Raw genomic sequence first — 14,650 nt, 5'->3', positions numbered from 1 at the left:
GTCGGGAGCGGTCAGCCGACGGTGACCCCCGTGATGGTCACGGGCGTGGCCGGCGCGCCATCGGGCCGGCCGCCCTCGGCTCCCGCGGCGGCGATCGTGCGCACGACCTCGAGCCCCTCGGCGGAGAGCTGGCCGAACACGGTGTAGTCGGGGGCGAGCTCGGTGTCGTCGTAGACGAGGAAGAACTGCGATCCGTTCGTGTCCGGTCCGGCGTTGGCCATCGCGACCGTGCCGGCGGGGTAGGTCTCGGTGCCTGCGAGCTCATCCGGATAGCTGTAGCCGGGGCCGCCGCGGCCCGTGCCGGTGGGATCGCCGCACTGCAGTACGAAGATCCCGGATGTGGTGAGGCGGTGGCAGGAGGTGTCGGCGTAGTAGGCCTGCTCGGCCAGGGACACGAAGCTGCCGACGGTGCACGGAGCGGCGTCGGCGTCCAGGGTCATCGGGATATCGCCCGCCGAGGTCTGGAGGACCGCCGTCACCGTGCCGCTCACCGTGGGATCGGCCGGGGGCACGGTCACCTCGCGCGCGGCCCCGCCGCCCGCGACGTAGCCGCAGCCGTCGGCTGCGGTCGGGGAGGCCGCCGGCGGCGTCGTGGGGGAGGAGGATGCGTCGCCGGAGCATCCCGACAGGACGAGCAGGCTCGAGGCGGCCAGGGCGAGAGTGAGGATCCGGATGCGCACGCCCTCAGCGTAGGCGGCTCTCGTCCTCGATCGAAACGGACGGCCGCGACCGGGCGGTGCCCGCCGGGGCACGGAAGCGGAGCCGCAGCACCGCGACCACGCCGAAGGCCACGACGATGATCCCGGCGGCCATCGCGACGATGTAGCCGACCACCCCGCCCCATCCGTCGGGGCCGGCGTACGGGTCCAGGAACGGGTACGGGTACCAGTACGGCGCACCGGAGGACGGCGCCGTGACCAGCGGAGCGCGCACGAGCGTGTACGCGATCCACGCGAGGGGGAACAGCACGGTTGCCAGGGCGACCCGCCAGCGCACGCGGCGGTGTCCGGTGCCGAAGAGGAGGTCGACCATCAAGAACAGCGGCGCCCCCACGTGCATGACCTCGTTCGCCCATCCGACCGTGTCCGGTCCGATCGACACGGCCCGCAGCAGCAGGTTGTAGACGACGCACGTGATGAGCATGTACGTCGTCACCCACACCAGGCTGGCGGCGAGGGCCGGCGGGTCGACCGCATCCCGCCGCCGCCGCGGCAGGCGCGACAGCCCAGCCCAGGCGAGCACGCTCGCCGTGGCGGCGTTGGAGAGGATCGTGAAATAGCTGAAGAAGTTCGCGGTGGCGGTGGGCACGTGCTGCCCGGCCGCTACGGCGGCACTGATCGTGGAGATCCCCTGGGCGACGACGGCCGCGGCCACGACCGCTCCGACGACGAGACGGGCGATCATCCATGCCGTGTGCGCCCCTGCTGGCGGCTGCATGCGCTCACCCTAACCCGCGCCGAGGCGGCGGCCGGGGGACGGGCCTCGATAGGATGAGGCGTACCGCCCGAATCCACGCGAGGAGCGTCCATGCCCGCAATCGTGATCGTCGGAGTCCAGTGGGGGGACGAGGGCAAAGGCAAGGCCACCGATCTCCTCGGCGAACGCACCGACTGGGTCGTGAAGTTCAACGGCGGCAACAACGCCGGCCACACCGTCGTCATCGGCGACGAGAAGTATGCGCTGCACCTGCTGCCCTCCGGCATCCTCTCGCCCGGGGTCATCCCCGTCATCGGCAACGGCGTCGTGGTCGACCTGGAGGTGCTGTTCAACGAGCTCGAGGCGCTGAACGCGCGGGGAGTGGACACGTCCCGCCTGCGCGTGAGCGCCAACGCGCACGTCATCACGCAATACCACCGCACGCTCGACAAGGTCACCGAGCGCTTCCTGGGCAAGCGGCAGATCGGCACGACCGGTCGCGGCATCGGACCGGCGTACGCCGACAAGATCAACCGCGTCGGCATCCGCATCCAGGACCTGTTCGACGAGAACATCCTGCGCCAGAAGGTGGAAGGCGCGCTGGATCAGAAGAACCACCTGCTGGTGAAGGTGTTCAACCGCCGCTCGATCTCGGTGGATGAGATCGTCGACGACCTGCTGTCGTACGCCGAGCGCCTCCGGCCCATGGTGTCGGACACCTCTTTGCTGCTCAACGACGCCCTGGACCGCGGCGACGTCGTGGTGTTCGAGGGCGGCCAGGCCACGATGCTCGACGTCGACCACGGCACCTACCCGTTCGTCACGTCGTCCTCGGCGACGGCCGGCGGCGCGGCCACCGGCGCCGGCGTGGGGCCCAACCGCCTGGACCGGATCGTGGGGATCGTGAAGGCGTACACGACGCGCGTGGGGTCGGGACCGTTCCCCACCGAACTGTTCGACGAGCAGGGGGAGTGGCTGCGCTCGCGCGGCTTCGAGTTCGGCACGACCACCGGACGCCCCCGCCGGGTCGGCTGGTACGACGCTCCCATCACCCGCTACGCCACCCGCGTCAACGGCATCACCGACCTCGTGCTCACCAAGCTCGACATCCTCACGGGCCTGGACCGCATCCCCGTGTGCGTGGCCTACGAGATCGACGGCGAACGGTTCGACGAGATGCCGGTGAACCAGACCGACTTCCACCACGCGACGCCCATCTACGAATACTTCCCGGGGTGGAAGGACGACATCTCCGGTGCGCGCACGTTCGACGAGCTTCCGCGGGAAGCGCAGGACTACGTGCTCGCGCTGGAGGCGATGAGCGGCACGCGGATCTCCGTCATCGGGGTCGGCGCCGCGCGCGACGCGGTCATCGTGCGGCACGACCTCGTCGACTGATGCGGTTCTGGGTCGGCGGCTACGGCGAGGACCACAACGGCGCGCCCGCCGAGGGCATCGGGATGCTGGTGGCCGGTGAGCCCGACGGCGCCCTGGCCGGCGGGCCGCTCGCCTACACCGGCACCGCCGCGCCGGCCCCGTCGCCGTCGTGGGTGACGGCGCATCCGACCCTCGACGTCGTCTACGCCGCCCTCGAGGGCGAGGGCGCCGTGCAGGCCTTCCGCCGCGTGTCCGAAGACCGCCTTGCGCCGATGGGCGCACGCGTGCCCGCGGGCGAGGCGGCCTGCCACGTCGCCGTCGAGCCGAACGGCGCATTCCTGCTGGTCAGCTGCTGGGGTGACGGCCGCGTCGTGCGCGTGCCGCTGGGCGCCGACGGCGCGCTCGGCGACGCCCGCCTCGCGCCGGCGGCCGCCGACCCGTACGGGTCGGGGTCATCGGCAGCCGATGCGGTGGACCCGGGCCTCGCCGCGGCGGCGCGGGCTCTGCGAGCGGCGGCCGGGGCCGAGTACGCCGACCTCGTGCCCGGGTACGGTTCCGACGCTGGCGCCGACACCGAGCCGGCGGGGCCGGAACCGGAGCCCGGGGAATCGGCCCGCGTGTCCCGCGCGCACGAGGCGCTGTTCCTCCCCGGCGGCACCGTCGTCACCACCGACCTCGGCTTCGACCTCGTGCGGGTGTGGCACGCCGCGGGCGCGGGGCTGCGCCGTGGGCAGCAGATCGCCCTGCCCCAAGGGTGCGGTCCCCGCCACATGGTGTGGCACCCGAGCGGGCACCTGTACGTCCTGACCGAGTTCACGCACGAGGTGTTCGTGCTCGCCCCCGACGCGGAGGGCGTGTGGCACGTGCGCGGCGGTGCGCCGGCGGCGGTCGGCGCACTCGAGGGTGACACGGGAGCCGAGCTCGCGGCATCCCGCGACGGGCAGTTCCTCTACGCCGGGATCCGCGGCAGCGACACGCTGGGCGTGCTGCGGGTGCGGGGCGGGGGAGAGGCCCTCGAACCAGTCGCGCTCGTCGAGGCGGGGGTGCGACGTCCGCGGCACCACGTCGTCGTGCGCGACACGCTCCTCGTGGCCGGCCAGGCCTCGGACGAGGTCGTGTCGCTGTCGCTGGATCTGCGCACCGGGATCCCCGGCGGGGTGCGCTACCGCACCCCGGCTCCCGCGCCGACGTGCCTTCTTCCCACCCGCTGAGGTAGGGCGCGTCAGGTCTTGGCGTCCTGGCGCGGGATGATCACCTGCTTGACGATGAGCAGGATGGACGCGGTCACCGGGATGGCGACGAGCGCGCCGAGGAGCCCGAGCAGCGTGCCGCCCACGAGCGCGCCGATGACGACGAGGGCTCCCGGAACCGAGATGGCGCGGTTCATGACGCGCGGCGTCAGGATGTATGCCTCGATCTGCATGTAGATGAGGTAGGCGATCGCGAACACGAGCGCGGCGATCGGATTGCTGAACAGCGCCAGAACGGTGCCGATGATCCAGAAGAGCACCGACCCCACGAGCGGGATGAGGGTCAGGCAGAAGGCGACCACCGCCATGAGGGCCGGGAAGGGCAGCCCGAGCAGGAGATAGAGGAGGAAGGCGAAGACCGAGTTGCACAGCGCGAGGATGACCATCCCCATGAGGTATCCGCCGATGGAATCGGTGATCTGTTCGGTCATGTCCGCCACCCGGGTGCGGCTGCGGGCGGGCACGAGACGCACGAACGAGCTCTTCATCGCCGGCAGGGAGGCCAGGAAGTACAGGCTCAGCACCAGGATGATGATCGCGCCGGAGATCGCGGTGGCGATCGACACGCCCACCTGCAGGACGCCCCCGCCGATGGCGGCGATGTTCGCGGGATTCGTGGCGAACTTCTCCACCTCGCCGAGCAGATCGCTCACGCTCGCACCGAACGTGTTCTCCAGCCACGCGTAGAGGTCGCTGTCGGTGAACTCCTTCACGAGAGAGGGGGCCTGCTTGGCGAACTGCGTGACCTGGCGCACGACTGTCGGGATGATCAGAGCCAGCACGCCGACGAGCACGAGCGCGAAACCTGCGAAGACGATGACGATCGACCACCCGCGTGCCAGCCCGCGGCGCTCGAGGAATCGCACCAGCGGATCCAGTCCCAGCGCGGCGAAGAGGGCGAAGACCACGTAGATCGCCACGGTGGACAGGTGGGAGGCGGCCAGTCCCAGGACCAGCGCCACCAGCCCGCCCAGCGTCAGGAAGAAGCCGGCGGAGAACGGGCTGGCAAGGCTCGCCCACAGGCGGTCGGCACCGCGACGGGCGGGCGACGGTCCTGCCGCGGGGGGAGGCTCCGCGGCGGGCGGGGCCGCGGCATCCGTCGCGTCCGTCATGTCTCACACTCTAGGCCGGGAGCCACCCCGCCCCCCAGTGCCCCGCGGGCCTCGGCGCCGGCACCCGGTATCGTCGGAGGCGGAGGACGCCATGACCGATTCCCCTGTGGCCGCCGTCGATCCGCGCGAGGTGCTCGCCGGGCTGCGCGGCAGCATCGACAACATCGACGCCGCACTGATCTTCCTGCTGGCGGAGCGCTTCAAGGCCACCAAGCAGGTCGGAGTGCTCAAGGCGCAGCACGGCATGCCACCGTCGGATCCGGCCCGCGAGGAGCAGCAGATCGCGCGGCTCAAGCGCCTGGCGGCGGAGGCGGATCTGGATACGGAGTTCGCCGAGAAGTGGTTCAACTTCGTCGTGGCCGAGGTCATCCGCCACCACACCGCGGCCGCATCCGCCTGACTCCCCACACACGACGATCCGGGTGAGACACGACGCGATGCGTGGTGCCTCACCCGGATCGATCGTCGCCGGGCCTGCAGCGGGTGCTAGGCGACCATGCGGCGGAGCATGGGGAACGCGCTCGCGGCGAGGACAGCGGTCAGCAGCAGGCCCCACAGCGTGAGGCTCAGCGAACCCTGCGTCGCGAGCCAGCCGAAGACCTCGCCCCACGCCTGGGCCTGTCCGATCAGCCACAGGACGCCGAGGAGGACCACTCCGACTCCCAGAAGCGCGATCGTGAGCCCCATGGGCCCGAAGCGCTTGTAGATCGTCGCGCACCAGAACCCGACGGTGAAGAACAGCATCGCGAGGGTGAAGAAGAACAGGCCTGCGGCGAAGGCCCCGGGTTCCCAGATCCAGTCGAGGCGGAAGAAGTACGCGTTGATCCCCCATCCGCCGGTGACGATTTCCAGAAGTCCGCCGAGCACGAACACGATCGCCATGATGAGCGCGGTCAGCCCGGCGGTGAGGAGGGTTCCGAGGTAGAACTCGCGCCGCGTGACGCTCATCGCCTGCGAGAACGGGAAGCTGAGGGTGAGCGAGTACACGCCCACGGCCAGGAAGTACCACAGCGGGGCCTGCGCACCACCCCCGTACATGTTCACCTCCACGCCGGAGGAGCGCAGGATCGCGTGAATGGCGAGACTGACCGCCAGCGCTCCGCCCAGGATGATCAAGGGGAGCCAGATGAAGGTCTGGCGATTGACCAGCTGCATCTGGATGACGCGAAGTGTGCGGTTCATCGGAGGGCTCCTTCCTCGGCCGGCGTTGCCGCAGCATCCGCACCGGCGTGCTTCTGGGTGACGCGGACGATCAGCTGCTGCAGCGACACCGGTGTGATGTCCAGTCCCGCCGCCGCCACCTGGGCGCGGTCGGCCGCAGTAAGGGCGCCCAGGACCGTCACCGACGCGACGCGGCCCAGGCTCTCGCGATGGATGACGTCGCGCCCGGCGACGAAGGCGTCCACTGTCGCCGTGTCGCCCACGATGTTCGCGGCGCGGTCGCGCACGGCATCGGTGTCCTCGTCCATGACGATGCGCCCGCGGTCGATCACGAGCACCTTCTCGATGAGGTTGGAGACCTCGTCGATCAGGTGGCTGGAGAGGATCACGGTACGGGGGTGCTCGGTGTAGTCCTCGAGCAGCCGGTCGTAGAAGATCTGGCGCGCGACGGCGTCCAGACCCAGGTACGGCTCATCGAAGAACGTCACCTCGGCTCGCGCGGCGAGGCCGATGATGACGCCCACGGCGGAGAGCTGCCCACGGGAGAGCTTCTTGATGCGCGTCTTGAGGGGCAACTGGAAGTCGTCGATGAGACGCTCGGCGAGGGTCTGATCCCAGTTCGGGAAGAACAGCCGCGCGATGCGGAACGCATGCAGCGGCACCGCGTCGTCGGGATACTTCTGGCTCTCCCGCACGAAGCACATGCGCGAGAGCACGCGCGCGTTCTCATAGGGCGCCTCGCCGAAGACGCGCACGTCACCGGACGTCGCGAAGTTCTGAGCGGTGAGGATGGACATGACGGTCGTCTTGCCCGCGCCGTTGCGCCCGAGCAATCCGTAGATCTTGTCCTTCTCGATCGAGAAGCTCACGTCGTCGACGGCGAGGGTGTCGCGGTAACGCTTGGTGAGGTTCTTCACCTCGATCACGGCGGTCATGAGGCGGTCCTTTCGGTGGTGGTGTCAGTGTCGGTGATGCCGGTCGCCCGGTCGCGGATGAGGGCGGCGAGGTCGTCGGGGCCGAGCCCGAGCTTGCGGGCCTCGGCGATCAGCGGTTCGACGAAGCGATCCGCGAACGAGGTGCGGCGCTCGGCGAGGAGGAGTTCGCGCGCGCCGGGCGCGACGAACATCCCGATGCCGCGTCGCTTGTAGAGCACGCCCTTGTCGGCGAGCATGTTGACTCCTTTTGCAGCGGTGGCCGGATTGATGCGGTAGAAAGCGGCGAGTTCGTTCGTGGACGGCGCCTGGGTCTCCTCGCGGAGGCTGCCGTCGATGATCGCGTCCTCGACGTTCTCCGCGATCTGCAGGAAGAGGGCTTTGCCTTCATCGATCACACGCGCCTCCTTCTGTGGTTCATTACTTGACTAACTAACCATGCAGCCTGCGGATCTCCGTTGTCAAGCCGTCCCGCGAAACACGCGAAAACGTCTGAGACACCCGGCGTCGCCCGGTGTCTCAGCCGGGATGTGGTGTCTCGAGCGGGAGAGTGCGGGGCGGGGGTGCGGGGCGACGCGTTTTAGGATGTGGGCAGCAGCCGGCCGACGGGGGGCGCGGCCGTGAGGGGGAGGATGCGATGGCGCACGCGACGGTGCAGGATCTCGTGGAAGAGCAGGCGGAGTGGGGCGTCGAGGAGTGGTGGCGACTCGACCTGCGGCTGTTCGCCGACACACCGCGGGTTCAGCATGCGCTCGTCATGTTCGCGCCTCCGGCACCGCGCCGCCACGAGTACACGCGCTTCGAGCTTCGCTACGTCGTGCAGTCGATGGCCTACCTGTTCGGCCTCATCGCCCCGCTGATCGGTGCGGCGTTGATGGCGCGATGGGCGTCGACGGGGGCGTGGGACTCGGAGTTCCCCTTGGCGGCGGCGGGAATCCTGACGGCCGCGTCCCTGGCGGTGACCGCGTACAGCGAGGTGCAGGCACGCCGGTATCCGCGAGCGGCATCTCAGGCAGCCGTCCGGCAGCTCACGCTCATGCACATCGTTCCCGGCGCCGTCACGGTCATCGTCGCCCTCTGGCTCGGCGGCGGCCTCCTGAGCGACGGCGCGTGGATCTGGCTCGCCGTCATCGCGATCGACGTCGCCGTGCATATCGTGCAGCTGGTGCGCGGCCCCGTGCGCCCCGGCGGACCGCAGAATCTCGTCGACAATGTGCGCGTCAGCGTGGCGGAGCTGTCGGACGATGAGCGAGCACGCCTGCGGATCGAGCGCGGGCGGGCGATCAGCCGCCTGCGTGAGCGGGGCCTCATCGACGACGCCCTCGCCGCGCGCGCCGATGCCACGGATCTGGGTATGACGGCGCTCACGATCGCGCCGCCGCCTCTCCTCCAGCACCCGGCGGATGGATCGCCGCGGGCCGCGGACGCGCCGCGCTGACCACGCGACATCGTTTGCTAGCGTGCCAACCGTGGACACTCTGGAATCCGCCTCCGCATGGGCGCGCGAGCACTCGCTCGCCGCCGACGTGCGCCTGGCGCGCGTCGAGATCCTCGCCTTCCGGCGGCATCCCGAGATCTACCGCTACTTCGGCTCCGACGGCGCCCTCACGGCAGCGCGCGCGCTGACCGCGCGGCGCCCCATCGCCGTCCGGGCGGGAAACGGCATCATCGTCCTGCTCGCCGTGGTGGGTGTCATCGCCCCGGTGGCGGCGGTTTCGGCAATGGGGGGTGACCGCTTCAACTTCTTCCGCATGGATGCGGCGCAGTCGGTGCCGCTGGCCGGCGTGCTGTTCGCCGTTACCGCGCTGACCCAGCTCGTCGTGCTCCTCATGTGGCTGCGCAAGGGTGCGCGGTTCGACGGCTTCACCCTCGGCATCGTCGTGGTGGCCCTCGTCTTCTCGGGCTTCGGACTCATCGGCATGGTGAACGCCGGCGCGCTCGACGGCTACGACGGGTGGGGTGCGTGGTACCCGGCGGTCGTCGCCGCGTTCCTGATCTCGGCCGGATCGGCGATCGCGATGATCGCCCGCCGGCGCCATCGCGCGCCCGAGGCCGTCGCGCAGGCGGCGCAGCCCACCGATGGACCGCAGGCCGTCCAGGCCGCGCTGCGTGAGCTGGACGACGCGGAGCTGGGCGCCATCCGCGCCGACCGGGATGCGGCGTTGCACGTCCTCGGGGAGCGGGGCATCCTCGACCCGGAGACGGTTGCGCGGGCCCGAGCGGCCGACCTCGGCACGCTGTACCTGCTCGACCCGCCGCTGACCTGACGCCCGCCCGGCGTGCGCCCGCCGCATCCGCCCCGCGAAACACGCGAAAACGGCTGAGACACCAGGCGTCGCCCGGTGTCTCAGTCGGAATGTGGTGTTTCGGGCTAGGGGGTGGGCTTGGGGCGGACGATGCGGCCCGGCGCGGGGGTGACGTCGGACGGTGCCGCCGACGGGCCGGTCTTCGGCTCGCGCGCGGGCGGCCCCGAAGAAGGCGGGGGCGGCGCCGAAGGCGGCGCGGGAGGGGGCGTCAGCCGGGCATCCACATCGGCGGAGGATGCGCCACCCGGGCCGGTCGAGAATGCGGCATCCGCACCGGCGGAGGATGCGGCGCTCGCACGGGCAGAGGAGGCACCGGGGGAGGATGCGCCGGCGGGAAGCTCGAGCGCGACCTTCTGCTCGAGCACGTCGATGGCCTCGTCCGACAGCGACAGGAGCCCGTCCAGCTCCTCGCGCACGCGCCGGTAGGCGAGCTGGCGCTCGGCGGGGGTGGCGGCCTGGTCCACCGCGACCGTGAGCAGCTGCTGGGCGGTGTCGAGGCGCTTGCGCTCCGCCTCCGTGAAGGAGGAGTCCTTGATGCGCCGCGCGTCGCGTTCGGCCACATCGAAGGCCACCTCGTAGTCGGTGACGGCGTTGCGGTACTCCGTCAGCTCCTGGTGCGTCAGCCGCGCCTTGGCCGAGGCCGGGCGCAGGCCGTCGGCGACGCGCTTGGCGCGCAGGTACGCCGCGGTCAGCGGCTGACGGCCGTCGCTCATCGCGGGGAAAGCGATGAGCTTCGCGACATCCAGCTCGTACTCGAGCCAGCGGGCCGTGACGGCGTCGTGCGCGGCGAAGAGGCGCTCCAGCTGAGCGGCCTGCGACTCCGGGGCCGCGTCGGCGGGCGTGGCGCCGGCGAGGGCCTGCGACCGCAGCCCGGACTGCGCGGCCTTCAGCTCGCTCTTGGCCTTGAGGATCTCCAGGCGCCGCTTGTGACGTCGGCGGGCCGCCTTCTCCCACGCGCCGGCGACCCCGCCCGCCGCCCCGAGCAGCGGGAAGGCGAGCCACCAGTAACCGCCGACGAAGGCCCAGAAGTCCACGTCGCCATGCTAGTCGCGGGGTCGGCCGGGCACACCGGCCGCCTCATTCCTCCGGCGGGCGCCGGCGGTTCTTCCAGCCCGCCTCCGCGGCACGCGCGACCGCCTCGGCGGAACGGGCGATCGCGCGGCTGGTGGTGTCCATCACGTCGCGGGCGAGGTCGCTCCAGTGGTCGCCGGATGCGGGGGCCTCGGGTGCGTCCCCGCGGCCGCGCTGGGCGGCGCGCTCCGCGACGGCGAACGCGTACTCGGCCCGGTACACCGCGTCGCGGTAGGCGGCGTAGTCGGCCGCCTGCATCTTGACGTCGGGGCCGGACGGGCGCAGCCACTGCGCCGTGGACTGCGCGCGCAGGAATTCGGCGGTGAGCGGATCGTGCGGGTCGCTCATCGACGGGTAGTCGATGGCCTTCGCCGCATCCGTCTCGTACGCCAGCCAGCGCGAGAGGAGCGCGTCGTGGCGGGCGATCAGACGGCTCAGCGGCAGGGCTTCGATGCCGGCGCGCCGCGGCGGGACGGCGGCCCGCGCGGCGCGGACATTCGCGCGTCGCGCACGCAGGTCGGCGCCGGCGGCGCGCACGTCGCGCTCGGCCTGCTGCAGGGCGTGGCGGGCGGCGGCGACATCGGCGGAGGTGGCGCGACGGGCGAGCCGGTCGGCATCGGCGCGGGCGACGGCCGCGCGGGCGGCGAGCACGGCGGCGCGGGCGCGGGAGAGGTTGCCGGCGGCGACCCGCACGTCGTGCAAGGATGCCTCGACCTCCAGGTGACGCGCACGTCCGGAGCCGCGTGCCATGCTCACGGCGCCCCAGCCGACGGCTCCGGCGCCCACCGTCGCGGGCGCGAGCCACCACAGATCGGCGAGCATCGCCCAGAGCGGATCCACGCCCTCATGCTAATCGCGCGGCCGCCTGCCGGGCAGCCGGTGTGCGCCGCTTCGACCATGGGAACCGCCGGAAGTCAGCCGAGCAGGAGCGAGATCACGGTCGCACCGCCACCCACGATGATGAGCGAGGCGATGACCACCCACGCCACGATGCGGATGCGGCGCTGTCGGGTCTGTCCGAGCGGGCCGTAGTCCTCCTGGTCGGTCATGAGGACAGTCTAGGCGGCCGGTTCCACGACGGTCGGGCCGAAGGCGGCCGGCAGGGTGCCGCCCGACAGCTCCCGCAGTTCGGCCACCGGGATCGTGAAGACGTCCTGGATCTCCAGAGCCGCGCCGCTGCCGTCGCCGGGGACGTCGGTCACGCCGATGCGCAGCACCGGGTAGTCCCGGCCCGCGCACAGGCCGCGGAACTTCACGTCCTCCTCGCGCGGCACGCTCACGATCACGCGGCCCGTCGATTCGGAGAACAGCGCGGCCGACGCATCCACGCCGTCGCGCTCCATGATCTCCGTGAGCCACACGCGCGCGCCGACGCCGAAACGCAGCACGCCCTCGGCGAGGGCCTGTCCGAGGCCGCCGGAGGAGACGTCGTGCGCGCTGGAGATGAGCGACTGGTCGTTCGCGGCACGCAGCAGCTCCGCGAGCCGGCGCTCCTGCGCCAGGTCGACGCGCGGGGGCCGCCCGCCGAGGTGCCCGTGCACGGTGCCGGCCCACTGCGAGCCCGACAGCTCGGTCGAGGTGACGCCGAGGAGGTACAGGTTCTCGCCCGGATCCTGCCAGCCGCTGGGGATGCGGCGGGCCACGTCGTCGATGATGCCCAGAACGCCCACCACCGGCGTGGGGTGGATCGGGGTGTCGCCGGTCTGGTTGTAGAACGAGACGTTGCCGCCGGTGACGGGGATGCCCAGTTCGAGGCATCCGTCGGCCAGGCCCGCGACGGCCTGCGAGAACTGCCACATCACTTCGGGGTTCTCCGGGCTGCCGAAGTTGAGGCAGTCGGTCACGGCGGCAGGCGCCGCGCCGGTGACGGCGACGTTGCGGTACGCCTCGGCGAGGGCGAGCTTCGCGCCCTCGTACGGGTCGAGCTGGCAGTACCGGCCGTTGCTGTCGGTCGCGATCGCGAACCCGAGCCCGGATTCCTCGTCGACGCGGATCATGCCCGCGTCATCGGGGAACGACAGCGCGGTGTTGCCGAGCACGTAGTAGTCGTACTGGTTGGTGATCCAGGACGTGTCGGCCAGGTTGGGGCTGGTCAGCAGTTGCAGGAACTGGCTGCGGAGGGTCTCGGGGTCGCTCTCGCGGGGGAGGGCGGCGGCGGAATCCTCGCGGAGCGCGTCGATCCAGGCCGGGTAGGCGACCGGACGCTCATAGACGGGGCCGTCGACGGCGACCGTGGACGGGTCGACGTTGACGATCTCGTGTCCGTGCCAGTCGATCACGAGGCGTCCGTCGCCGGTGACCTCGCCCAGCACGCTGGTCTCGACATCCCACTTGCCGGTGACGGCGAGGAAGGCGTCGAGCTTGTCGGGCGCGACGATGGCCATCATCCGCTCCTGCGACTCCGACATCAGGATCTCTTCGGGAGTGAGCGAGGGATCGCGCAGCAGCACGTGCGACAGCTCCACCTTCATGCCGCTGCCGCCGTTGGCGGCCAGCTCGCTCGTGGCGCAGGAGATGCCGGCGGCGCCGAGGTCCTGGATCGCCTCGACGAGGCCGCCGTGGTACAGCTCGAGGCAGCACTCGATGAGCACCTTCTCGGCGAACGGGTCGCCCACCTGCACGGCCGGTCGCTTGGTCGGGCCGGTCGAGTCGAACGAGTCGGAGGCGAGGATGGATGCTCCGCCGATGCCGTCTCCGCCGGTGCGGGCGCCGAACAGCACGACCTTGTTGCCGACTCCCGACGCGTTGGCGAGCTTGAGGTCTTCGTGGCGGAGGACGCCCACCGCGAGGGCGTTCACGAGCGGGTTGCCCTGGTACACCGAGTCGAACACGGTCTCGCCGCCGATGTTGGGCAGGCCCAGGCAGTTGCCGTAGAAGGAGATGCCGCTGGTCACCCCGTGCACGACGCGAGCGGTGTCGGGGTGGTCGATGGCTCCGAAGCGCAGCTGGTCCATCACGGCGACCGGGCGCGCGCCCATCGAGATGATGTCGCGGACGATGCCGCCGACGCCCGTGGCGGCACCCTGGAAGGGCTCGATGTAGCTGGGGTGGTTGTGCGACTCGACCTTGAAGGTGACGGCCCATCCCTCGCCGATGTCGACGACGCCGGCGTTCTGGCCCATGCCGACCATGAGGCGGGTCTTCATCTCGTCGGAGACCTTGTCTCCGAACTGGCGGAGGTAGATCTTGCTGGACTTGTAGGAGCAGTGCTCGCTCCACATGACGGAGTACATCGCCAGTTCCCCGGAGGTGGGGCGGCGCCCGAGGATCTCACGGATCCGCGCGTACTCGTCGGGCTTGAGACCCAGCGCCGCGTACGGCTGCTCCTTCTCCGGCGTCGCGAGGGCGTTGTCGACGGTATCGGCCTGCGCTGCCGCTCTCGCGGCGGCGGTATCGGGCCGAGCGGTCGGGGTGACGGGGGCGGATGCCGCGGCCGCGGCGTTGTCAGCGGGGGTGGTCACGCGGCTGTACTCCAGGAATTCGGCCGAACGGGCTTTCGGGTGCCGGACCCGCTCAGTCTAGTTCTGCTGCGGCAACCGATCGTCCGTGTCAGTACAGGATCTGGAAGCCCGTGGGCACTCCGATGGTGAGGCTGACCAGGAGCGACACGATGCCGGCGATGAATCCCGCCGCGGCGAGCTCTCTCGCCCGGCGCGCGTTGAGGCTGATGAGGCCGCACACGAACGACACCGCAGCCAGAGCCCACACCGCGATCTGGGCGGCGCTGCTGTACTCGCCGAGGTGGACGCCGCCGAGGATGAGGATGCTGAGGTACCACAGCAGCACCGCGATCGCCGTGAGGATCGCGATCCAGGAGGCCACCCGGACGTCGCCCTTGGGCAGTGGCCTGCCCTGCGCGTCCACGGGTGAGGTGGGCGGTTCGGCCAGCGGGTCGGGAAGCCCCTCGTCGGCCACGGAAGCGCGCGCGTGCGTGGCATCGGGCGGGGGCGTCATACCGCGAGGTTACCCGGCGCGCGTGCGATGGGGCCGGAGCGGTGAGGAGACCTGCCGGATTCGCGGTGAGA

At 71.1% G+C, this 14,650-nt stretch carries 16 protein-coding genes; 5 read left to right on the top strand and 11 right to left on the bottom strand.

From position 1 onward, the window contains the following. Positions 1–11 precede the first annotated feature (11 nt). Both E4V99_RS06130 and E4V99_RS06125 read right to left on the bottom strand, forming a co-directional pair. Positions 12–680 (bottom strand): peptidylprolyl isomerase, encoded by a 669-nt coding sequence (locus E4V99_RS06130; protein ID WP_245233128.1) that lies wholly within the window; start codon positions 678–680, stop codon positions 12–14. A gap of 4 nt (positions 681–684) precedes the next feature. Further along, positions 685–1,437, bottom strand: coding sequence for a Pr6Pr family membrane protein (locus tag E4V99_RS06125; protein ID WP_245233127.1), 753 nt, complete (start codon positions 1,435–1,437; stop codon positions 685–687). Between the two features lie 90 nt (positions 1,438–1,527). Between E4V99_RS06125 and E4V99_RS06120 the strand changes: the two genes are divergently transcribed. Further along, a complete protein-coding gene (locus E4V99_RS06120) occupies positions 1,528–2,814 on the top strand; it encodes an adenylosuccinate synthase (protein WP_135116692.1) in 1,287 nt (428 codons plus the stop codon). Next, on the top strand, positions 2,814–4,004 hold the full coding sequence (locus E4V99_RS06115; RefSeq protein WP_135116691.1) for a beta-propeller fold lactonase family protein: 1,191 nt from the start codon (positions 2,814–2,816) through the stop codon (positions 4,002–4,004). Before E4V99_RS06120 ends, E4V99_RS06115 begins: the two co-directional genes overlap by 1 nt. Before the next feature lie 11 nt (positions 4,005–4,015). Here the strand turns inward: E4V99_RS06115 and E4V99_RS06110 are convergent, their stop codons facing one another. Next, positions 4,016–5,155 (bottom strand): AI-2E family transporter, encoded by a 1,140-nt coding sequence (locus tag E4V99_RS06110; RefSeq protein WP_135116690.1) that lies wholly within the window; start codon positions 5,153–5,155, stop codon positions 4,016–4,018. A 91-nt stretch (positions 5,156–5,246) separates the two neighbouring features. Between E4V99_RS06110 and E4V99_RS06105 the strand changes: the two genes are divergently transcribed. Then, positions 5,247–5,555, top strand: coding sequence for a chorismate mutase (locus E4V99_RS06105; RefSeq protein ID WP_135116689.1), 309 nt, complete (start codon positions 5,247–5,249; stop codon positions 5,553–5,555). Between the two features lie 86 nt (positions 5,556–5,641). On the opposite strand, the gene E4V99_RS06100 is transcribed toward E4V99_RS06105, so the two are convergent. From E4V99_RS06100 to E4V99_RS06090, 3 genes are read right to left on the bottom strand one after another with little or no spacing between them, the layout of a single operon-like run. Then, positions 5,642–6,337, bottom strand: coding sequence for a hypothetical protein (locus tag E4V99_RS06100; protein WP_135116688.1), 696 nt, complete (start codon positions 6,335–6,337; stop codon positions 5,642–5,644). Continuing rightward, on the bottom strand, positions 6,334–7,251 hold the full coding sequence (locus E4V99_RS06095; RefSeq protein WP_135116687.1) for an ABC transporter ATP-binding protein: 918 nt from the start codon (positions 7,249–7,251) through the stop codon (positions 6,334–6,336). The genes E4V99_RS06100 and E4V99_RS06095 overlap by 4 nt, the downstream gene beginning before the upstream one ends. Beyond that, positions 7,248–7,646, bottom strand: coding sequence for a GntR family transcriptional regulator (locus E4V99_RS06090; protein WP_135116686.1), 399 nt, complete (start codon positions 7,644–7,646; stop codon positions 7,248–7,250). The genes E4V99_RS06095 and E4V99_RS06090 overlap by 4 nt, the downstream gene beginning before the upstream one ends. Before the next feature lie 239 nt (positions 7,647–7,885). On the opposite strand from E4V99_RS06090, the gene E4V99_RS06085 reads away from it, so the two are divergent. Both E4V99_RS06085 and E4V99_RS06080 read left to right on the top strand, forming a co-directional pair. After that, complete coding sequence (locus E4V99_RS06085; protein ID WP_135116685.1) at positions 7,886–8,686, top strand: hypothetical protein; 801 nt, start codon at positions 7,886–7,888, stop codon at positions 8,684–8,686. 31 nt (positions 8,687–8,717) lie between these two features. Beyond that, a complete protein-coding gene (locus tag E4V99_RS06080) occupies positions 8,718–9,515 on the top strand; it encodes a hypothetical protein (RefSeq protein ID WP_135116684.1) in 798 nt (265 codons plus the stop codon). 104 nt (positions 9,516–9,619) lie between these two features. On the opposite strand, the gene E4V99_RS06075 is transcribed toward E4V99_RS06080, so the two are convergent. From E4V99_RS06075 to E4V99_RS06060, 5 genes are all read right to left on the bottom strand, one after another. Beyond that, a complete protein-coding gene (locus E4V99_RS06075) occupies positions 9,620–10,588 on the bottom strand; it encodes a hypothetical protein (RefSeq protein WP_135116683.1) in 969 nt (322 codons plus the stop codon). A 43-nt stretch (positions 10,589–10,631) separates the two neighbouring features. Further along, positions 10,632–11,465, bottom strand: a complete 834-nt coding sequence (locus tag E4V99_RS06070; protein WP_135116682.1) for a hypothetical protein — start codon at positions 11,463–11,465, stop codon at positions 10,632–10,634. A gap of 74 nt (positions 11,466–11,539) precedes the next feature. Continuing rightward, the gene (locus E4V99_RS18715; RefSeq protein WP_261799196.1) at positions 11,540–11,674 is read right to left on the bottom strand and encodes a hypothetical protein; all 135 of its coding nucleotides are present in this window, start codon (positions 11,672–11,674) and stop codon (positions 11,540–11,542) included. A 9-nt stretch (positions 11,675–11,683) separates the two neighbouring features. After that, the gene (purL, locus tag E4V99_RS06065; RefSeq protein ID WP_135116681.1) at positions 11,684–14,086 is read right to left on the bottom strand and encodes a phosphoribosylformylglycinamidine synthase subunit PurL; all 2,403 of its coding nucleotides are present in this window, start codon (positions 14,084–14,086) and stop codon (positions 11,684–11,686) included. Between the two features lie 88 nt (positions 14,087–14,174). Then, complete coding sequence (locus E4V99_RS06060) at positions 14,175–14,579, bottom strand: hypothetical protein (protein WP_135116680.1); 405 nt, start codon at positions 14,577–14,579, stop codon at positions 14,175–14,177. Between the last annotated feature and the right edge of the window lie 71 nt (positions 14,580–14,650).

Source organism: Microbacterium sp. dk485 (assembly GCF_004570445.1).
Taxonomy (GTDB): Bacteria; Actinomycetota; Actinomycetes; order Actinomycetales; family Microbacteriaceae; genus Microbacterium; species Microbacterium wangchenii.
The sequence above is the reverse complement of the archived record's forward strand: the minus strand, read 5'-3'. Positions and strand labels throughout refer to the sequence as shown.